Source organism: Paenibacillus sp. RC21 (assembly GCF_044907935.1).
Lineage (GTDB): Bacteria > Bacillota > Bacilli > Paenibacillales > Paenibacillaceae > Paenibacillus > Paenibacillus terrae_A.
In genome coordinates this window covers 18,487-39,131 of the sequence record NZ_JBIYCS010000001.1, presented here as the reverse complement: position 1 = coordinate 39,131, position 20,645 = coordinate 18,487, and the positions used below count along the sequence as shown (strand labels likewise).

Below are 20,645 nucleotides of genomic sequence, written 5' to 3'. Positions count from 1 at the left end.
TCAGGGAGGTGCTCTTGCACTGTTGCTTTAATTAACGGACTTCACCATTGGTAGCGATCAGTTTTTGGTACCAATAGAAGCTTTGTTTACGAATACGGCGCAAATCTTTGAGATCAAACTCTTCACGATCAACATAGATAAACCCGTAACGCTTACTGGAGCCCTGATGGGTACTAACAAGATCAATCGCAGACCATGGACAGAAGCCGAATACTTCTACGCCATCTGTAATTGCCAGTTGAATCTGATCAATATGTTTTTTGAAAAAGTCAATCCGATAAGGATCATTCACTACATCGCCTTCTTCAAGCTTGTCAAAAGCGCCTAAACCATTCTCCGTCACGATGAGAGGCAAATGGTAGCGGGAATAAATTTGACGCAGCGTGGATCTAAAACCGACCGGGTCAATCTCCCAGCCAAACTCCGTCGTTTGCAGATTAGGATTCACCGAGCCTCTGTATGCTCCTGGCTCACCCACAATCTCATGCTGATCTCCTGTATGTGAAAAATCATTTCCGTCATCCAAGCTTTCTCCTACGGTTTGAGAGGTGTAATAATTAAAGGCGATAAAGTCTGGATTTCCCTTCGCTAATATGTCCATATCGCCCTCTTCAATGACAGGCTCATATCCTTTTTCGACCAAATAGCTCCAGGCAATGTGATTGTATCGGCCAAATACCGCCATATCCAGATAGAGCCAGTTGCGAATGGCTGCATAGTTGTCAGCCGCCAGCGTATCTTCCGGCTTGGAACTCGCTGGATAAATGACCCCAATATTCGGCGCTGGTCCGATTTTCGCGTCAGGCAGCATCTCATGGCACAACACCATCGCTTTCGCCTGCGCTACTAACATATGATGATTTTGTTGGTAAAGTACCTTTTGCGGATTTTCCAGGCTTGTATCTAAAGTTCCGATGGAGCCGGGATGGAGAATCAGCATATTTTGCTCATTGATGGTTAACCAATATTTCACCCTGTCTCCAAAGTTCTCATACAATATTTTGGCATACTGCTCGAAAGCGTCAATCGTCTCCCTCTTCGACCATCCGCCTTGTTTTTCAAGAGCATAGGGCAGATCAAAATGATACATAGTAACAATCGGTTCAATACCATATTTAATGAGTTCGTCAATTAATGAGCTGTAAAACGCGATTCCCTTCTGATTAACTTCACCTACGCCCTGTGGATAAATACGTGTCCAGGCAATAGAGAAACGATACGCTTTAAAGCCCATTTCAGCCATCAAAGCTACGTCTTCTTTGAACATATGGTAATGATCACTGGTTACCTTAAAATCAGTGACCCCTTCGACGTGATTAGCCATGTCAATGACAGAGGGTCCTTTTCCATCTTCGTCCCATGCACCCTCTACTTGATAAGCGGAAGTTGAACCTCCCCAGAAAAAATCTTCGGGAAATGCCTTCAATTGGTCATGTTTCATGATATAGTCCCTCCAGTTATAGTTATATCCTTCTGATGTTCGCAATCCATGTATGTGATGATGACGCTTTCCTGTATCACACAACCAAAGTTAACAATACTTCGTTTTTCTGAACCTGCTCCTGATTTGTCTCGAATACGTCCACTTTATTTTTAGTAAGTGTAACGATGACAGGGGTCACAATATCGTATCCTGCTTCTATAATCTGTTCCCTGTCAAATTGGATTAACAAATCGCCCTGTTTCACACTGTCCCCCTCTTTAACCACTGGATTAAAATGCTTCCCTTTCAGAGCAACTGTGTTAATTCCGATATGAATCAATATCTCTGTACCCGCATTTGAAGTCAAGCCTATCGCGTGTCCTGTGGGGAACAGCGAGGTTACAACTCCATCTATCGGCGCTACGACCTCACCGACAGACGGTTCAATGGCTAACCCTTTTCCCATGGCCTCTGTAGAAAATGCAGAATCATTCACTTGGCTCAGTGGTATAGTCTTGCCTGTGATCGGGCTGTATATCGTTTCTTTCTTGATGTCGACGGCCACGGGTTCTTCTGTTTTCACGGATTCATCCATTTCCGGGGCCTCCCCTTTAACCTTGCTTTCATACCCAAAAATAAGAACCATTAGCGTTGCAGCTATAAATGAACATGCAATGGCGATAATGTAGATTAAGGTTGGCGTATATACTGGAATAGCAAAAATATTATGAAAAACATAAGCTGTCATTTTCACCCCAAAATGTCCATTGATGGCTCCGCCTATAGCCCCAGCGATAATGACAATGGGAATGACACGTTTAAAACGAAGCACCAGACCATACACAATAGGCTCTGTCACACCAGCCAGCAATCCTGTAATACTCGTGGAACCCGCAAGAGTTCTAAGTGTTTTATCTTTTTTCGCCTTCAGGAAAATACCAAATGCGACACCAATTTGAGCAAATACTGCTGCTGCAGCCATCGCCTCAATCGGATCACCACCAACACCGATATTTTGAATCGTGATGGGTGTAAACCCCCAGTGAAGTCCGAAGACGACCATAAAGGTCATAAAACCGCCAAGAACAATCCCTGACAAAATGCCACTTACACCGATTAACCATGTCACACCTGAAGAAATCCAATCTCCTACCCCTGTACCGAAAGGTCCGAATGCGATCGCAGATAGCGGAACCATAATCATTAAAGCCAGCATCGGAACTAAAAAAAGCTGTAGATCCTTAAGAATGATCTTCTTCAAAAACTTGTCCACCAACGCATATATGCTGATGGATATGAAAACCGGGAAAACACTGGCCGAGTAGTTCATCATGACCACCGGTATTCCCAAAAACGATACATCAGAGCCTTTGTCCATCAGCCCCGTAAAGTTGGGTTCCATGAGGGCCGCACCGATGACACCTGCTACATAAGGATTCGCCTTCAGCTTTATACCAAGCGTGATCCCAAGCAAAATCGGTAAGAAGTAAAACACAGCATTCCCCGCAGCGGACAGGATCATATAGGTATCACTTGTTGCAGACATCCACCCCAGCAAGGTCAAAACCGTCAGGAGTGCTTTTATCATCCCCGAGCCCGCCATCGCCGGAATCAGCGGGGAGAAACTGCCGGAAATGACTTCAAAGATTGTAGATATGATCGATGTCTTCTTTCCGCTTGATTCACCAGCCGCAGGAGAGTCCGATCCAAAATCCCTATTTTTCATGATCTCCGTATATACATAGGCAACGTGGCTCCCGATAACCACTTGAAACTGCCCTCCGCTTTCGACAACAGTAATGATGCCCTCATGCTTCTCTAGCGTTTCTCTTTCGGCTTTTCTTGAATCCTTCAGGTCAAATCTGAGCCGTGTAGCACAATGCACAAGCCCATTAATATTTTCTTCTCCTCCAACGAGGCGTACGATGTCATCGCCCATTTTCTTATGGTCCATGTTCATTCTCCTTCTGGGCAGATTGTCTGAAAACAAAAAAATACCTAAACGAAAGGCCTGTGTAATCAAAGAAAATGATCACTGCCATTCATTTAGGTATCGCCTGCTTAACCAGTAACAATCCTTATATTTAAGTTGTGAGCCTACTATAAATCACTCAGAAATCGTTTGCAAGCTTTTTTTTCTAGGAACCAGCCATATCGTTTCTGGAAGTCACACGCTGTATATGAATCGTCAAGTATACCTTTTCATCAATCGACATAGCGCTTTCATGCTTGCTTTCCAGGTATTGATTAATCAAATGGGTACATTGAAAAGCCTTAGTGTATTTATCTTTGACCTGCTCATACAAGAAGTTGTCGCCTGAAGCTCGTTGCTCTTGTTCGTTACTCAGCATTCTTTGAGCAAAGTATTGTAAATGGGTAATAAACCGGGAATAGTTGAATGAAGTTTCATCCAATGCCAGCTGATAGTAATCGGTTACAATGTTGAAAATGTCATCAATGACCTCCGTAATCTCAACCGTTTGCTTCATTCCCTGACCGTCTTGCCTTGCATTGACAAAATGCATGGCAATAAAGCTTGCTTCATGCTCGTCCATGTGAATACCAAATTGAGCGTGGATCATATCCAGCGCATTCATACCAATCATAAATTCTTTTTTGTAAAATTTTTTAATTTGCCACAAAAGTGAATTTTTTAGTCCCACGGATTTCCTGTACCGAGAGATAGCAAATTGAATATGATCAATCAAAGAGATATAAATGTTATCACTAAAAATATCTCCCATTTCCTTTTTTGCGTTCCCTACAATTTCATCCGCTACCTTTAAATATTCCACAGATGTTTCTCCAATGAGATCAATTAATTTTTGCGGAATTTTATCGGACTTTAATACAAAAGTTTTTTCTATTTTTTCCTCATCGACCCTCTGACCATTTTTCTTTTTAAAGCCCAGACCATTCCCTATGACAACAAATTCATGACCAACCTGATTTTCGGCCCGAATAACATTGTTGTTAAATATTTGCCGGATGATCATATATCTACTCACCTCATTGATGTAATGACAAAGTTTGTAATAACAAAAAAAACCAAATAACGACTAAATAATTAGTCATTATTTGGGTATCGCCTGCTAACCAGTAACAATCCCGAAGGTTACTTGCCCCTTCATTCAATTACTTTTACTATAACGCTTTCAAACCAGAATAACAATACAATCATGATTAAAAGTCGTTTGGTAAATATAGATTATGATATAAGTCAGATAAAGATACTGAGCAGCATTACGATGGCAAAAGCACTAAATCCGAGAATGGTTTCCATGACCGTCCACGTTTTCAGGGTTTGCGGTACGGACAGGTTCATGTATTCTTTGACAATCCAGAAGCCGGAGTCATAGACATGGGACAAAATGATCGAGCCTGCTCCGGTAGCCAGTACCAGCAGTTCCGGGCTTACCCCCGGCATGGTGACCGCGATTGGAGCGACAATACCAGCCGCAGTCATCATGGCTACCGTAGCCGAACCGACGGCTGCACGGATCAGACCCGCAATGACAAAGGCAAGCACAAGCGGTGATAAATGTGCATGCTGGGCAAAACCTGCAATCGCATCACCCACACCACTGGCGGTCAAAATCTTGTTGAAACCGCCGCCACCACCGATCAGCAGGATGATAGAAGCGACCGGGCCGAGACAATCATTCGTAAATTTCAATAGCTGCTTGCTGTCGAAATTGCGTGCATAACCAAAAGAGTAGAGCGAGAACAACAAGGCAAGCAGCAACGCAATGATCGGACTGCCGATAAAATCAAGACCTGTCTAAAGCCGTTGGCTTCTGGCAAAATCAGATCAACAATCGTCGCCATGAGCATCAGAATAACAGGCAGCATAATGGTGAAAAGTGTAATACCGAAGCCTGGCAGCTCTCTTTCTCTCGTTTCCGTAAATTGCTCCATCAACTCACTAGAGGTCTCCACTTTGATACGCTTGGCGATCCAGCTTCCGTAGATCGGACCCGCAATGGCTGCGGATGGCAACGCTACGATGAGCGCAAGGAAGATCGTTTTACCAATATTGGCGTTAAAAATACCTACAGCCAGCATCGCCGCCGGATGTGGTGGAATCAGACTGTGCACGACTGCCAATCCAGCTACAAGGGAAATCCCGATTTTGATCAGTGAGGTTCCCGTATGCTTGGCAATCACGAATACGAGCGGGAACAACAGCACGATACCCACCTGTATGAACACAGGGATGCCGCAGATAACAGCGACAACCATCATAGGTTTAACCTCCGTCTTTTCGCTAAAGTAGACGTAGAGGTGAATGACCATGCAGTACAGCAGCAATAACTCCCGAACGGCGCACCAGCAATCCTATGAAACGCTACGTGATATGATCCTGAACGGAACGATTCCTCAGGGAACCAAGCTGGTCGAGGAAAAGCTTGCTACGCAGCTCGGTGTGAGCCGGACACCTATCCGTGAATCCATCCGCAAACTGGAGCAGGAGGGGCTTATCGTCAATAAGCGTGTAGTCAAGCTCTCTGAAACCGACCTGCGTAATACCTTTGAGCTGCGTATGCTGCTTGAAGGACATGCTGCGCGAAGTGCAGCAGCCTATCTGTCCGAGACAGAGCTGCTGGCTTTGGAGCAATGTGTGGAAATTGGGCGCTCCGGCTCGCTGGATGAGGTGATGCAAGCGAATAAAGAGTTTCACGAAATCATTATGAGCGCCAGCAATAATTCGATGATGATTGGTTTATTTGACCGGATGCAATCCGTCATTTATTTATTCCGTCATACGGTCGTTTACTATCATCGCCCCTTTCTGATTGACGAGCATCAGCACATTTGCGAAGCGATTCGGGCGCATGATGGTGACACGGCAGAACGGCTGATGAAGAAGCATCTCCAGGCCGATCTGGATTTTTGTCTGCATCTGATCAGATAGGCTTTTCTATTCTCCATTTCAATGCCATGCCTAAAAGACCGCTAAACACTTGAGTCCTTGTGCTTAGCGGTCTTTTAGGGTATAAAATTCGTGGATGATCGAACGCCTAACCCTCTTTTCCTCCCCGAAATACGTCTTTGGCGATTTGAATCGCTGAGGCTGCTCGGGGCCATCCTACATAAAAGGCAAGCTGAGTGATGACCTCGACCAGTTCTTCTTCCGATAATCCGTTATCCTTGGCCAAATTCAGATGATAGGGAAGCTGCCCCCCATGCTCACCCGCTACCAATGCGGAAACGGTTATGAGACTCCGTTCTCTGAGAGATAGCTCACTTCTTCTCCATACATCCCCAAAAAGAACATTTTCCGTATAGTTCACAAAAGCGGGCGCAAAATCCCCAACCTTTTCCCGTACACTCGATGTGATTAATTTATGCTTCATTTATTCAACACTTCCCTTCGTTCCTGATGTGCAGTTATGCAGATCGTATGCAGATGTGCAGTTTCCAGCTATAAAATCATCTGGGCAAGTCCGTTGCCAAAGGACCAATCCTCTAATTCCGTTTCCACCAGTGTTACAAATACATCCTCCGGCCTGATCTTGCATTCGGTGGATAAGAGTTCGGCTACCCTTTGGTAGAAGCTCTTTTTTTGTTCCGTACTTCTGCCTGATCCGAGCGTAATTTGGATATAGAGCAGCTTGTCTGTTCTCGGTACCTGTAAATAATCCGGACTGTAATAAAACTCGCTCTGCTTATGAGCATGAAAAACCTGAAAATAATCCTTTGCCGGCACCTGAAAATGTTCGATCAAAGCGTTCATGATACTGCGGCTAATCCCAGGCAGCTCCTTCTCTGTGTATTGATCCTCCATGTATCCTACTCGTACAAATGGCATGTTTATCTCTCCTGTCCGTTGGGATAAATTAATTGTACTCTATCTATTTTTATCTATATAATTGAAAATAATCATAAATATATTCATTTTTACCGATGGAGATGAGTGTTCATGGATCTGAAAGAGCTAACCACGTTTCGTACCATTATCGAAGAAGGAACCTTCTCAAAGGCTGCCGCCAAATTAAACTACGCACAGTCTACAGTAACCAGCCAAGTTCAGAGACTGGAGAAGGAGCTGGGATTTCAGCTTTTTAAAAGAGGATGGGATGCGGAATTAACCGCTGCGGGCAATTATTATGCGGAAGAGGTAGATGGACTTATTCAGCATTGGAATTATGTATTGGATCAGGCCAAGTCTCTGAAAAAGGAGGAAATAGGCACCCTCCACATTGGTGTGATCGAAACCGTGGCGGCTACCGTGCTGCCTGAGGTTCTGCGTCAGTTTCGGGAGCATAAGCCGAATATGACGTGCCATTTTACAGTAGGAAACACAGATGCACTCTCGAATGCTCTGATGGAGAACACACTTGATTTTGCAATTTGCGGGGAACCATACTCGATTCCTTCCCTGCACTTTGAACCTGTGTATCACGAACAGATTGCTTTTATCGTATCCCGTGATCATCCCTTTGCAGCCAAAAGCGAGCTTCATCTAGAAGACCTGTATGAATACCCGCTGATCGTTGGAGGGAAGAACTGCCTGTACCATATCCGGCTGGAAAAAGAGCTTTCCCGCTTTCCGCCGATGCCGTTTTTTTATACCGTAAGCCAAATTTCGTCTATACCCTCATTTGTAAAAACGATCTCTTCGGTGGGGGTGGTTCTATCGTCATTACCTTTGCCAGATGAACTCATCACGATTCCTCTACAGTTGGCAGATCCGTCTATTCCCGTCGGACTATTACACAGCAGCCAGCACCAGCAATACATGCCTTCGGCGCAAAAACTGCTTATGCAACTGGTTAAGGAACAACTGTCTGCGCAAAGCCCCCTGACCTGAATACATGGAAAAGGACTAGCCCAGGTAACAGGCTAATTGCAGCTGAAGCAGCTCCTCCTGTATAGATGATCTATAAAGATATGTTCCTCATATCAAAAAAGCCGCTAAACACACTGAATCTGTGTTTAACGGCTTTGCTTTATAAAAATTGGAGCGAACTTCCACTCATTTATAATACGTTATTTCGCTTCGAGCGGTTTTTTCCACAGTCCCAGAATGAGCGCGGAAATCACGGAGCCAATCGCCACTGCAAGCAAGAACAGCAAAGCATGATTGGCAAGAGCTGCTACAAAAATTCCGCCATGAGGAGCTGGAAGATTGATTTTCCAAAACTGCGTCAGACCACCAGCAATCGCTGAACCTACAATACAAGAGGTTAAGACGCGCAGAGGGTCAGCAGCTGCGAATGGGATTGCTCCTTCCGTAATAAAGGACAAACCGAGTACATAATTTGTCAAACCAGACTTGCGCTCTTGCTCAGTAAATTTATTTTTGAAGAACGTCGAAGCCAATGCGATCGCCAGCGGAGGTACCATACCACCCGCCATAACAGCAGCCATCATAGCCCCGTTCGTGTTACCACTGGAAGTAAAGACACCGATTGAAAATGCATAAGCCGCTTTGTTGAAAGGTCCACCCATGTCAATCGACATCATACCACCCAGAATCAGTCCCAGAATCACTGCATTACCTGTACCCAAATTGTTCAGAACATTGACAAGCCACGTATTAATACCACCGAAAATCGGATCGAACAGGTAGAACATAATCGCGCCTGTAATTAGGAGTCCAAATACCGGGTATAACAGGATTGGTTTTAAACCATCCAGTGCTTTCGGCAGACCTGCAAAAGCTTTACGCAGGAAGATAACCACATAACCAGCCAGGAAACCTGCTGCCAGACCGCCAAGGAAACCGGCATTGGAGTTTACAGCCATCAGACCACCAACCATACCTGGCATCAGTGCCGGACGGTCTCCGATACTCATCGCGATGAATCCGGCAAGAACAGGAATCAGGAAGTGAAACGCACCCGTTCCACCGCCAATCGTTTGTAGCAGCTTGAAGATCGGATTATCTGCTCCCGCTACCTGCTCGAACAGGAAGGAAATCGCCAGCAAAATCCCGCCGCCTACAACGAATGGCAGCATATGAGAGATACCGTTCATTAAATCCTTGTATATTTTACTGCCGACGCTGGCTTTTTCTGCTCTCGTCTCCTCCGCGTTCCCCCTACCTTCGCTTCGGTAAATTGGAGCATCGCCGTTCAGCGCTTTGCGGATCAGTTCTTCGGATTTACGGATACCGTCACTTACCGGTCTTTGCAATACAGGCTTGCCGTCAAAGCGGGCCATTTCGACCTTCTTGTCGGCTGCGACGATTACACCTTTGGCACGACGAATTTCATCCGGGGTTAGTACGTTTTGCGCACCTTCCGAGCCGTTCGTTTCTACCCGGATATTTACACCCATCTCTTTCGCTTTCTTAATGAGAGCGTCTTCAGCCATAAACGTGTGTGCGATACCCGTAGGGCAAGCTGTAACCGCAACCACAAACTCGTCAGAATCCGGGTTGCCAACGATAACGTCTGGCGTTTGCTGTGCCTTGGCAGCTTCTTTCTTCGCCTCTTTTGCTTGCTTGGCTGTTTCTACTTCGGCCTGCTTGGTATCAAACAGCTCGGATACTTCATCTGGTGTTTGCGTATTCATAAGTTTACCGATGAAATCAGTATCAATTAATAACCGGGAAAGTGCCGCCAGTGTGCGAAGATGCGTATTCGCTGCTCCTTCTGGAGCTGCAATCATGAAAAATACGTTCGCTGGCTCCCCATCCAACGATTCGAAATCTACGCCTTTACTGCTTTTCGCGAAAACGACAGTCGCTTCATTCACAGCCTTGGTTTTGGCATGCGGCATTGCAATGCCGCCGCCGATTCCGGTGCTGGATTCTGCTTCGCGTTTGTAAATCATTTCTTTGAACAATGCCCGGTCATTAATGCGTCCGCTGGCTTCGAGACTGGCGATAAGTTCCTCAATCGCCCCGTCTTTTGTCGTTGCCTGCAAGTCCATGATCATCGTTTCTTTAATCATCAGGTCTGTTATTCTCATTTTTCACACTCTCCTAAGTTCGATCAGCGTGTCGACACACGCCTAATAAGCTCATGATGTAGCGGGACTACCAATTCGAAATCGTGACTTGCGGCCGTAATTGTTCAATTTTCTCTCTTGTAGCCAGATCATCGGAGAACGCAGTTGCGCTTCCGGATGCCACACCCGCACGGAATGCTTCGATCGGGTCGCCATGAAGGGCCAGCGTACCCACAAATCCAGCAATCATGGAATCACCTGCGCCTACAGAATTTTTGACCGTTCCTGCCGGTACATTAGCGTGGTACACTTCATTTGCCGTAATGAGCAAAGCGCCTTCTCCTGCCATGGAAATCAGTACATTCTTAGCACCTGCCTCCAGTAGCTTACGGCCGTAAGTGACAATCCCCTCCTTGGAGTTGATAGTAACGCCAAACAACTCAGCCAACTCATGGTGATTCGGCTTGACGAGCAGCGGCTTATGAACCAGTGCCTTCATCAGCGCTTCACCTGTGGTGTCGATGACGAATTCAGCCCCGGTCTGCTGGCATACGCTAATCAACCGATCATAGAAGTCTCCCCCTAGTGACGGCGGGATGCTTCCAGACAAGACGACAATGTCATTTTTCTGGAGACTCGACAGCTTTTGCACCAGCGCATCTGCCTCTTGCTCATGTATAGCAGGTCCCAAGCCGTTGATTTCCGTCTCATCGCCATGCTTGAGCTTAATGTTGATCCGTGTATCATCCTCGATGATTACAAAATTAGTTTTAATGGATTCTTCCCGCAATGTATCGTTGATAAACCTGCCTGTGAATCCTCCGAGAAAACCAATCGCCGTGCTGTCTGCTCCCAACTGATTTAACACGCGCGATACATTAATCCCCTTGCCGCCCGGTAGTTTCAAATCACGTTTCATCCGGTTCAAATCACCTAACTTCAAGTCGTCAACTTCCACGATATAATCAATGGAAGGGTTCAGCGTTACTGTATATATCATCGTTATCCCTCAATTATCTTAGTTTTCTGAGCAATGGATCGGCGTGAGCGTTCAGGCACCGATTCTGTAATAAGGATAGCTTCCTTCAGTTCGAACAGCTTGGCAAAGGTAACTTCACCAATCTTGCTGGAATCGGCCAACACATACGTTTTGCCTGATAGCTGATGGGCACGCCGTTTAATCAGCGCCTCTTCGGGATCAGGAGTTGTATACCCCATTTCCACATCTACCCCGTTCGTTCCTAAAAAGCACTTGTCGAACCGAAAATTGTCCATATTCTGCAGGGCAATACTCCCGATTACGGCCTTGGTATGAATTTTCATCATCCCTCCCAGTAGATAGCTTCTGATTCGTTTGCTTACCAGTGCTTCTACGTGGGATAGGCCATTGGTCACGACCGTCACGTCTTTAGCTTCAATGTAAGGAATCATCGCCATCGTTGTTGTTCCCGCATCCAGATAAATACATTCGCCATCCAAAATTTCTTTGGCGGCCATACGGGCGACTGCGTTTTTCTGTTGAACGTTTTTGAATGCTTTTTCTTCCATGCCAGGTTCCTGACTTTTCTGATTCAGCAAGGAAGCCCCACCATGAATCCGCTTTAGCAACTGACGGGCTTCAAGATCGATTAAATCACGCCGAATCGTTGATTCAGAAGCGCCCAACAGATCGACCAATTCCTGCAACTTTACAACACCACGCTCTTGTAAGCGCTGTATTATTAACGTGTATCTTTCTTCCGTCAGCATCTTCATTCCCCCAACTGTTCATATCGTACCATAAACCTCACAAAAAACAATCATTTTTCTTCAAAAAAATTCAAAAGGCTTCATCTTAACTTCACTTTTTTACAAAATGGTGAATTCCCAGCCCCATCTCCATGGTTGCGTTTACATTGAAAGGAAATGCCATCCATTTTTATGTAAATTCATTCTTCTTACATAGGAATTCAGCAGTAAACGTTCAAAAACGTTCTGACGTTCCAATCAGTATTATTTTACCACAGCAAAAAAAGCTAAACACTCGGTTTGGTCCCCTCTGTGCTTAGCAGATTTCGGCCATTTAACCATTTACGATTCCGATGACGAAACCATCATAGCCTTTGCTCCCTACCGTCTGAATGGCTGTAGCTGTAATCCTCGATTCTTCAGCCAGCAAATCATAAAATTTTCTTACCCCCTGTATACGAGGGTCTGTGCTAACTGTTTCAAAGCCTCTCCCTCTCGAAGTTCGACCATCCCATACAACTGAGCCAACGCTATATTGGACCGGGCTGCTATGGGGGACTGCCGGAGCAACACCCGGATACGATTGAGACAGAAGAATTATTTCGTGATGAGCTATGGTTTGTAGTCGAACCGGACCACCGCTATGCTAATCAGCAGGTCACTTTATTGGAGATGATGCATGAGCCCTTTGTTATGCGTGAAAAGGGAAGCTCGACACGGGAGCGATTATTAACCTTATGTCGAACCTACAATGCTCCAGCTCCAAAATTCAATCGCCATCTGTAAAAAGCCCTTATCGTGCTGAACACAGCAATGAGCCATAAGTACGGTGGTACCCGCAGCTATGGCTCTTTTGCTTTTTTCGCCTAATCTAAAAGCTCTCCTTCGAGAATCTTCTCCAGAAAGATTGCGGGCTGTGCCAAAAATTCGGCAAAGCTGCACACATCCGCATATTCCTGATGCTCCTCGTCGTAATAACCTAGACACTTTTGCTTCGGATTCCACACCAACAGAATATCCGAGTAGTTGTCTACTTTTAAAGAAACACGCAGCAGCTTTTGTCGCCCCACCTTCATCTCAACGGTATCTACCAATGAGAAAAATTCAACAAATCCAATAGCATAATCATTTTCAGGTATATCCACACGAAGCTGGTCACTCGTTAGGAAGGTCACAAGGTCCTTAGGGAGCTTGTAGCTTTTTAAGGCATGTCGTTTATTTTCCAGGTTATGAAACTCTGGAGGCTCCACAGACTTTAAATACTCTGCCATCTCCGTGTTTTTATTAGATATGGCAATTGTATACGCCCGTTCTCCATCTTTTTCTGCCAACGTCACATCAGCGCCTTGCTCGATCAGATACTTCACCATCGCAAAATTATTATCTCTGGTCGCTACGGTTAAAGGCGTGGCTTGATAAGGATATACCATATTAGGAGCATTGAAATTAATATCTACACCATGCTCCAAAAGGAAAGCTACCGTTTTTAAGTCATGCTTACTAACCGCGTTGCGCAGCGTTGCTCCACCATGTTGCTTTATATCCAGCCCAAGCTCATGCATAAGCGGGATATTCTTTTTATTACCGTAGTAGGCTTGTTCATAGGCCCCGGATTTTACTTGATTCTTCCCGTCCAGCTTGGCACCATGGGCAACTACATAGCGGATGATCTCTTCTGTACCATAGCGAACAGCCGTCAGGAATGAGGGATTGTCTTTCACATTGAGTTGAACTCCCTGCTCCACCAGCAGCTTCAACACATCCAACTGCCCGTAAATGAGCGTAATGTCCAAGGGACTTAATGTTGTATATTTGCTGAGTACGATGCCTTGTTCAATATCCCAGTCTTCGGTTAGCGCTTGGCGTAAAGCAGGTATATTCCCTTTAACGATATGCATTGCGATCTCAGGAAGAATGTCAAAGTTACCGATATCTTTTAATTTGATCATAGTCATTCCCTTTCCTATGTATCTCGTATTTATATCTCTATTTTATACCATCCTCTCTTTAACATAAAACCGCCTGATTCCCAAGCGCTCATTACCTTCTCCTTTATAAAAAGGTGAGCAATAGGAGAACAAAGTTCCTTAGAGAAGCTATAATTGTATTATGATTCTGTATGTCACAAGCAACCATAAGGAGAACACATGAATAGCATTCAATACCTATCCCAATTCAATCTGCTTGATAGTCTCTCATTAGAAGATTTAGTTGAAATGGATCAAATGACTTCCATTACGACCATACCGAAAAATACATTTATTCAAACCCCGGATACCTTTTCCGAGGGACTTTATTTTGTGAAAAAGGGAAAGGTCCGTCTGTACAAGCTGAATGCGGACGGTAAGCAATTTACTTTGGATATCCTCAGCGAAGGAAATGTATTTGGCGAAATGGATATGATTTCACTAGGGACACGGGATATGTACATAGAAACCATCGAAGAATGCGATATCTGCCGGATGGACAAAGACCGTTTTGAGCATTTTTTAATCCAACATCCCCGATTCATGATGAACATGATCAAAGTGTTAAGCGATCGAATCTCGGGCATGAGCCGGTTGGCCCAATATCTGGCTTTAGGGAATTTACAGGATAAAATTTTGTATGTTCTTATAAAACTGTCCGATCAGTTCGCCCTCCAAACTCAAGATGAGTATTATAAAATCAATTTCCCGCTATCCCATCAAGAAATCGCTCATTTAGTCGGAGCAACCCGAGAAGCTGTAACTGCTGCTTTACAGGAACTTGTAAAAGAAAAGGTCATTAAAACCGGCTTTAAGACGATTTATATCCATCGCGAAAAGCTGCTGGAGTTGTAAGCTACATTACATCTATAGTCCAGAGAAAAGAAGTATCGTATACCTACCAGAAAATATACGATATGGAGCGAATGAAATGGCCAATCAAAATTTAACTCTATTTGCACTGATGGGGGCAATATATGAATCCTAAAAAACAATTCCTAATTCCAGATTCGATATTACAACGAAAAGGGGCTCGCAAGGGAACAGACATTCCTGATGATGTGCTTCACCTGCTACAGCAAGGACAGCTTCAGACGGTGAATCTTACCGAATGGCTAGCTGTCGACCATGCTTTACTGCTACAAAATGCACTTGATGAGTTTGGATTGCAGCGATCATCCGATAGCTTCCTGTCCGAATTGGATCATCTGAAGGAAAATAAGATCATGAAAATAATCCCTGCGATTGCCCAAGAATGGCTGAACTTGTTCGAGCAACAAACACATCAAGAACGTACTCGATTCTTTAATGTCATGGCCTCCCATCCTTCAGACAGCATTCGCTGTTGGGCTGCCTATATCGTCGGGATTGACCCCCGTTTAAGTATTGAGCAACAATTGGCAGGCATTCGCCCCTTTGCAGCGGACCCCCATTTCGGAGTGCGTGAAATTGCCTGGATGGCTGTAAGAGGGCCCGTAGCCATGCAACTGCTGGAATCGCTCGTGCTTTTAAACGATTGGGTACGGAATCAGGATGCTAATATACGTCGTTTTGCCATCGAATTGACCCGGCCACAAGGTGTCTGGGCCAAGCACATTCCTGAACTGAAAGAACACCCAGAGCTGGCACTTCCACTTTTGGAAGCTGTTAAATCCGACTCGATCAAATATGTTCAGGACTCGGTAGGCAATTGGCTGAATGATGCCAGTAAAACCAAGCCGGAATGGGTGCTTCAAGTTTGTGATGCGTGGCTGAAGACTTCGGATACACAAGAAACGAAGCGAATAGTCACACGAGCCACAAGAAGCTTGATAAAAAAGCAGTAATTAGAGACTCTTCCCCATCCAATCCATATCCAGATGATACACATAAACTATGAGATATATCTGGAATATTAGGAATGGAGAAATTCTATGTCTATTATCCGAATCTATCTGAAAGCAGACAGCATCGTTTCTGGAAACATAGCTGTCACAACGAATATTAATATCACTCCAATCGTCAATCGTTACACAGCTACTGTGGTGCTTGGAAACATTTTAGGAGGAGTGACCACCATACCGGCACAAAGTTTTACAAATGATAGTGGTACTTCAGTCGCGGCAAACGGACTTATCGTTCCCACCAGTAGCGGATACTATAATGTATTTATAAATGGGACGTTGCAGCGAGGCGGGTTAACAACGCTTTCCACTGCTAATCTAATCATAAATACAGGCTTGATTGTTGGCTTAACGGTAGTCATTAAGGTGATCAATTTCAACACTAGCGCCTCCTCAACCTCTGTCAACAACGTCACAGTGACGACTATCATAAGTGACTGAGCTGACTCATCATAAAAAAACCGCCAAACACAGGGTTTCCCCTCGTATTTAGCGGTTTATTTCTCTATGAACCAAATAATTTATCGGAAATGTATACACGTTCTGCACGAAACCTAAATCTTGAAGTTCTCCACCAAAACCTGCAGCTTCTCGGCCAGTGAGGAGAGGAGCGCTGCGGAGGATTCCACTTCTTGCATGGCGGCAAGCTGTTGCTCCGAAGAGGCGGACAGGGACTCCGCCCCTTCAGCTGTATGATTAGAGACCGTAACGATATTCTGAATGGCTTCAACGAGCCCTTCGCAGATCAGCACCAGCTCCCGGACTGTGGCTGATATTTGCTCGCTTTGGGCAGACATATCGGATACGGAGACTTCGATCTCAGAGAAGGAGCGTCCGGCCGATATGATCAGCTCCTTGCCCTGCAGCATTTCGTCCGTGGAACGCTTCATAGTTTCTCCCGCCTTGTGGATTTGGGGAATAATCAGACTGACCAGCTCGCTGATTTGTCTGGCGGATATGGCCGAACGTTCGGCCAGCTTGCGGACGGCGCCAGCGACAACGGCAAAACCCCGACCATCTTCTCCGGCGCGCGCAGCTTCTATCGCCGCATTCAGCGACAGCAAGTTGGTCTCCTCGGCGATACTGGCGATGGTGCCGACGATGTTCTCAATCTCCTTGGAATGACTGCTAAGCGTATCAATAATGCTTGAGAGATCGCCGATGCTTTCGCTCACAACTCCCATTTGGGAGGTGGTGGAATGCATCGATTCCCGGCCAAGACGCGCTTTCTGAACATTATCGGCGGCTTTGTTCATCGCGATGACCGCATTGCCGGCAATATCGCTGATGAAGCGTGACATATCCTGAACGGCTTTATAGCTTCCTTCCAGGTTTTGCAGTTGGGTATGCGCCCCATCGGCCAGCTCAATCGTAACATTCACACCGTGCTCTCCGGCACGGTTCGTTGCCTGGGCGCTGGCAGACAGCTTCTGGGAGGAAGAAGCGACCAGCATGGAGGTGTCATTGACCTGAGTAATCAGGTTGCGCAGGTTCATTGTCATATCGTTGAAGTCGCGGGCCAGATTCCCGATTTCATCCTTGCTTTTGAAGAGAAGCGGTTCATGGGTAAGGTCGCCCTTTGTAATAGTGTTCACAGAGGTTGACAGCTTGGTAAGCGGACTTACCATACGGCGAATCAACAGGTAAGCGACAAGGATAGCCACGATGAAGATGGAGCCGCCAATAATGAAGGGCTGAACAATAATATCCAACGTCCGTTCCTGAATTAATGAGCCGTCAAAATTGATAGCCATCAGTGCAACAATGGGCTTGGTGGGATCATGGTCCTGATAAATGGGGCCATATCCGGTTTTGAGCGAGGTTCCTTCATATGTATAAACCTTGGAGTATGCGGAATGCTTCATAGTAGTTATCATTTCCTTGTCTTCGTCCGTGAAGTAGAAGGAATCGCCAGCTTGATAGCCTCTTTGCTTGAAGTTGGCATCGGCGGCGAGAATTTTTCCATCCAGAGAGAGAATGAAAGCCTCTTTAAAAATAGGCTTATGTGCCACGATCCAGCCTATCCGGTCTTCAACGGCAGCAAGTTTGCTATTATCTCCACTGACCAGAGCTGATATATCCTTAGGATCTATAAGGCCAGTCGTAATATTGGCGCAGCCCACCAGCTCGATCCCTGCAGCTTCATCCACTTGATGGTAAGCGGTACGATATCCGAAGTATCCAATGGAGGATCCTACGAGAAAAAACATGACGAGCATCATCCAAGTTAATTTTGTTGCCAGCTTCATTATTTGAACCACCGATCCTGACTCTAATAAATTTTAGTGACAATCTGTTGTCCTGCTACGATTATAGCCTATCAACACTTGCTAGAATATGGCATTCCGGTGTCGGAATATGTCGTTTTATGTGAGGAAACTCACTGTTTTTTATTGCTTCATCCATACAACAATCCCAAAAGCATTGAATTGTGGTGAATCATAAATACTAGCTTGATTGTCGGCACAACGGTAGTCATTGAGGTGATCAAATTCAACTCTAGCGCCTCCTCAACCGCTGTCAACAACGTTATAGTGACAACTACTATATGCGACTGAGCTGACTTATCATAAAATAACCATAAAAAAACCGCCAAGCACAGGGTTTCCCCTCATATTTAGCGGTTTATTTCTCTATGAACCAAATGATTTATCGGAAATGTATGTTACACGTTCTGCACGAATCAGGCCAAGGGACGATTTTTTAAAGTTATATAAAACTTTATTTTTTGTGGGCTAATAGGATATTCACGATAGTGTCGAGTTGAAGCTCCAGCGAATAAGGATCTTCCATGACAAACTCATCGCCCTTTTCGCTGAATGAGCCATACATATAAACCTGTCCTTTTTTTACAGCCGGAAGGCCTTTCCACAGCTCACTATTTAGAACTTGACTGGCCCCTTCATCTTCAGAACCATATACAAAGATATGATCCCCTGTATACTCAGGCAAAACCTCAAGCGAAATACTTTCGAATCCTTCTTTCATGTTTAAAGCTTTCTTCGTAGGTGGCAGCTTTAGCATCTGATAAATGGTTGGACTTCCGTAGTTGCCGCCTTTCGCCGCTAAAACATATACTGATTTATTCGCGACTTGCACGATGGAAACCGTCTCACCATCTTTAACGATACCGTCAATTTTCTTTCTGGCCTCTGCGACTTTCTTCTCATATTCAGTGATCCACTGCTCCGCTTCTTTCTGCTTGCCAAAGATTTCACTGATTCTGCGGAATTTATCCAGCGGCCCCGCTGTAGATTCGCCCTCCCAATATGGCAGGAACACGGTTGTTCCAACCTTTTGGTAGCTGTCGATATTTTTTTCTATCGAACCTATAATTAAATCCGGTTGCAGAACCGTCAGCTTCTCCAAATTCATAGGGAATTCGCCAAGATCCTTAATTCCGGCCAACTTCTCTTTTGGATATCCCGATTTATCAATCCAAGCCTCATTCAGCATAAAGCTTCTGACTCCTATCGGAATAATCCCCAGTTTCAAAAGATGACCCATATACTGATCAGATGCAACTCGTTTCGGGTTTGCAGGTACTTCTACATCCCCTTTTAGTGTCGATACTATTCTTGTTTTTGCTTGTACCGTTGCTTGTCCATCCTCATTGGATGATGTCGTTGTAGGATTAGCCTCTATTTGCGAGCTTCCATTTGTATTTGTAGGAGCGGAACAAGCTCCCAGCATCAATGATAAACACAGCATAATCATCATAGCCGTTATTTTGACTCTTCCGTGCATAAATAAATCTCCCTCCGCGTTATACCGATATTGATAATCAATATCAGTATAACGTGTGAAAGGTGTCTGCTGAAGGGCATATTTTAGCATCGTTTGGTGCATATCCTGATCTTGCTTCCCGAAATGATGCTGCCGCTCTTTTTTGAATCGTACGGGAGATAATCCCTTATATTTCTTGAAGCTGCGGCTTAATGAATGAGCATCCGAATACCCCACACTCTCCGCAATTTCCTGTAAAGTGGCATCCGTCTGCATTAAAAGCTGAACTGCTCGATCTGTCCGTACCTGACCCAAGTAATGAATCGGACTGGTGTGCATTTTATTCTTGAACAGCCTCGATAGATGCCCAGCGCTGCACTCCAGTTCCTCTGCAATGGACTCAAGTGTCAAAGATCGGCTAGAATGCTCACGAATATAAGCTACAGCCTGCGCTACCAGGTCGGGCTTAAGGGGTTCAATGCCTTGTCGATACAACTGCTGCAACAGCTCATATACAAATTGATGAAATAAAGCTTTGACATGCAGTTTACCAAGTTCGGAAGCCTCGCGCCATTCTTGCTCCAACAGCTTCACTTTATCATACAAAGGCAGCGGATAATGAGGTGCGAAAGCATACTGATTCTGAAAAGGATTCTCCTTTTCCAACAATTGTGCAATCTCCTTGCGACCGGGCAGGGCCAACGTTGCCTTGTACAGAATGATGTAATATTCAAGCACATCTTCCGTAATGATACTTAGGCACATCCCTTTTCCCCCATGCAGCACATGGAAACGCCCCACCCTATGAATGCTGTCGTCCAGCCGCACTCGCGCACTTCCGCGCAGAGTATACAAGAACGCACTGGCCGGAAGTCTATAGGTTCGCAACTCCTCCCCTTTACCCATTTTCTTATGACGAACATCCATCACTTGTATAAAAACATGATTCCAGAGCAAGATGTGATCATTTAATTGCATTGCTTTTGTACAGCCCCCGATCCAAACCATCCACGTACC

16 protein-coding genes and 3 pseudogenes are annotated in these 20,645 nt (G+C 45.2%); 6 read left to right on the top strand and 13 right to left on the bottom strand.

Annotated features, from left to right (window positions below; translation table 11 throughout):
• Window positions 1–31 precede the first annotated feature (31 nt).
• The 4 genes and pseudogenes from ABIA61_RS00195 to ABIA61_RS00180 form a co-directional block, all read right to left on the bottom strand.
• Window positions 32–1,441, bottom strand: a complete 1,410-nt coding sequence (locus ABIA61_RS00195; protein WP_404580171.1) for a glycoside hydrolase family 1 protein — start codon at window positions 1,439–1,441, stop codon at window positions 32–34.
• Between the two features lie 76 nt (window positions 1,442–1,517).
• On the bottom strand, window positions 1,518–3,377 hold the full coding sequence (locus ABIA61_RS00190; RefSeq protein WP_404580170.1) for a beta-glucoside-specific PTS transporter subunit IIABC: 1,860 nt from the start codon (window positions 3,375–3,377) through the stop codon (window positions 1,518–1,520).
• A gap of 184 nt (window positions 3,378–3,561) precedes the next feature.
• On the bottom strand, window positions 3,562–4,419 hold the full coding sequence (licT, locus tag ABIA61_RS00185; RefSeq protein ID WP_044647101.1) for a BglG family transcription antiterminator LicT: 858 nt from the start codon (window positions 4,417–4,419) through the stop codon (window positions 3,562–3,564).
• A 224-nt stretch (window positions 4,420–4,643) separates the two neighbouring features.
• Window positions 4,644–5,695: pseudogene (locus tag ABIA61_RS00180) on the bottom strand (GntT/GntP/DsdX family permease); the annotation flags it as partial.
• Window positions 5,696–5,717: 22 nt separating this feature from the next.
• Here ABIA61_RS00180 and ABIA61_RS00175 point away from each other — a divergent pair.
• Window positions 5,718–6,338 (top strand): GntR family transcriptional regulator, encoded by a 621-nt coding sequence (locus ABIA61_RS00175; protein ID WP_283655406.1) that lies wholly within the window; start codon window positions 5,718–5,720, stop codon window positions 6,336–6,338.
• A gap of 106 nt (window positions 6,339–6,444) precedes the next feature.
• Here the strand turns inward: ABIA61_RS00175 and ABIA61_RS00170 are convergent, their stop codons facing one another.
• Together ABIA61_RS00170 and ABIA61_RS00165 are read right to left on the bottom strand one after the other, a co-directional pair.
• Window positions 6,445–6,780 (bottom strand): carboxymuconolactone decarboxylase family protein, encoded by a 336-nt coding sequence (locus ABIA61_RS00170; protein ID WP_283655405.1) that lies wholly within the window; start codon window positions 6,778–6,780, stop codon window positions 6,445–6,447.
• Window positions 6,781–6,848: 68 nt separating this feature from the next.
• Window positions 6,849–7,235 (bottom strand): tautomerase family protein, encoded by a 387-nt coding sequence (locus tag ABIA61_RS00165; protein ID WP_404580169.1) that lies wholly within the window; start codon window positions 7,233–7,235, stop codon window positions 6,849–6,851.
• Window positions 7,236–7,346: 111 nt separating this feature from the next.
• On the opposite strand from ABIA61_RS00165, the gene ABIA61_RS00160 reads away from it, so the two are divergent.
• Complete coding sequence (locus ABIA61_RS00160) at window positions 7,347–8,237, top strand: LysR family transcriptional regulator (RefSeq protein ID WP_283657786.1); 891 nt, start codon at window positions 7,347–7,349, stop codon at window positions 8,235–8,237.
• Between the two features lie 179 nt (window positions 8,238–8,416).
• Here ABIA61_RS00160 and ABIA61_RS00155 read toward each other — a convergent pair whose 3' ends face one another.
• The 4 genes and pseudogenes from ABIA61_RS00155 to ABIA61_RS00140 form a co-directional block, all read right to left on the bottom strand.
• Window positions 8,417–10,345, bottom strand: coding sequence for a PTS fructose transporter subunit IIABC (locus ABIA61_RS00155; RefSeq protein WP_283655403.1), 1,929 nt, complete (start codon window positions 10,343–10,345; stop codon window positions 8,417–8,419).
• Window positions 10,346–10,412: 67 nt separating this feature from the next.
• Window positions 10,413–11,324 (bottom strand): 1-phosphofructokinase, encoded by a 912-nt coding sequence (pfkB, locus tag ABIA61_RS00150; protein ID WP_283655402.1) that lies wholly within the window; start codon window positions 11,322–11,324, stop codon window positions 10,413–10,415.
• Between the two features lie 2 nt (window positions 11,325–11,326).
• A complete protein-coding gene (locus ABIA61_RS00145; protein ID WP_283655401.1) occupies window positions 11,327–12,073 on the bottom strand; it encodes a DeoR/GlpR family DNA-binding transcription regulator in 747 nt (248 codons plus the stop codon).
• A 313-nt stretch (window positions 12,074–12,386) separates the two neighbouring features.
• Window positions 12,387–12,527 (bottom strand): annotated as a pseudogene (locus tag ABIA61_RS00140) (methyltransferase); the annotation flags it as partial.
• A 74-nt stretch (window positions 12,528–12,601) separates the two neighbouring features.
• Between ABIA61_RS00140 and ABIA61_RS00135 the strand changes: the two are divergent.
• A pseudogene (locus tag ABIA61_RS00135) lies at window positions 12,602–12,820 on the top strand (LysR substrate-binding domain-containing protein); the annotation flags it as partial.
• A 98-nt stretch (window positions 12,821–12,918) separates the two neighbouring features.
• Here ABIA61_RS00135 and ABIA61_RS00130 read toward each other — a convergent pair.
• Window positions 12,919–14,001: an ankyrin repeat domain-containing protein gene (locus tag ABIA61_RS00130; RefSeq protein WP_404580168.1), complete on the bottom strand. Its 1,083-nt coding sequence runs from the start codon at window positions 13,999–14,001 to the stop codon at window positions 12,919–12,921.
• Window positions 14,002–14,199: 198 nt separating this feature from the next.
• On the opposite strand from ABIA61_RS00130, the gene ABIA61_RS00125 reads away from it, so the two are divergent.
• From ABIA61_RS00125 to ABIA61_RS00115, 3 genes are all read left to right on the top strand, one after another.
• Window positions 14,200–14,874 (top strand): Crp/Fnr family transcriptional regulator, encoded by a 675-nt coding sequence (locus ABIA61_RS00125; protein ID WP_404580167.1) that lies wholly within the window; start codon window positions 14,200–14,202, stop codon window positions 14,872–14,874.
• Window positions 14,875–15,032: 158 nt separating this feature from the next.
• Window positions 15,033–15,845: a DNA alkylation repair protein gene (locus ABIA61_RS00120; protein WP_404580403.1), complete on the top strand. Its 813-nt coding sequence runs from the start codon at window positions 15,033–15,035 to the stop codon at window positions 15,843–15,845.
• Between the two features lie 87 nt (window positions 15,846–15,932).
• The gene (locus tag ABIA61_RS00115) at window positions 15,933–16,343 is read left to right on the top strand and encodes a DUF4183 domain-containing protein (protein WP_404580166.1); all 411 of its coding nucleotides are present in this window, start codon (window positions 15,933–15,935) and stop codon (window positions 16,341–16,343) included.
• Window positions 16,344–16,456: 113 nt separating this feature from the next.
• Here ABIA61_RS00115 and ABIA61_RS00110 read toward each other — a convergent pair whose 3' ends face one another.
• Window positions 16,457–18,151 (bottom strand): methyl-accepting chemotaxis protein, encoded by a 1,695-nt coding sequence (locus ABIA61_RS00110; protein ID WP_404580165.1) that lies wholly within the window; start codon window positions 18,149–18,151, stop codon window positions 16,457–16,459.
• 472 nt (window positions 18,152–18,623) lie between these two features.
• Window positions 18,624–20,555: an AraC family transcriptional regulator gene (locus ABIA61_RS00105; RefSeq protein WP_404580164.1), complete on the bottom strand. Its 1,932-nt coding sequence runs from the start codon at window positions 20,553–20,555 to the stop codon at window positions 18,624–18,626.
• Window positions 20,556–20,645 lie beyond the last annotated feature (90 nt).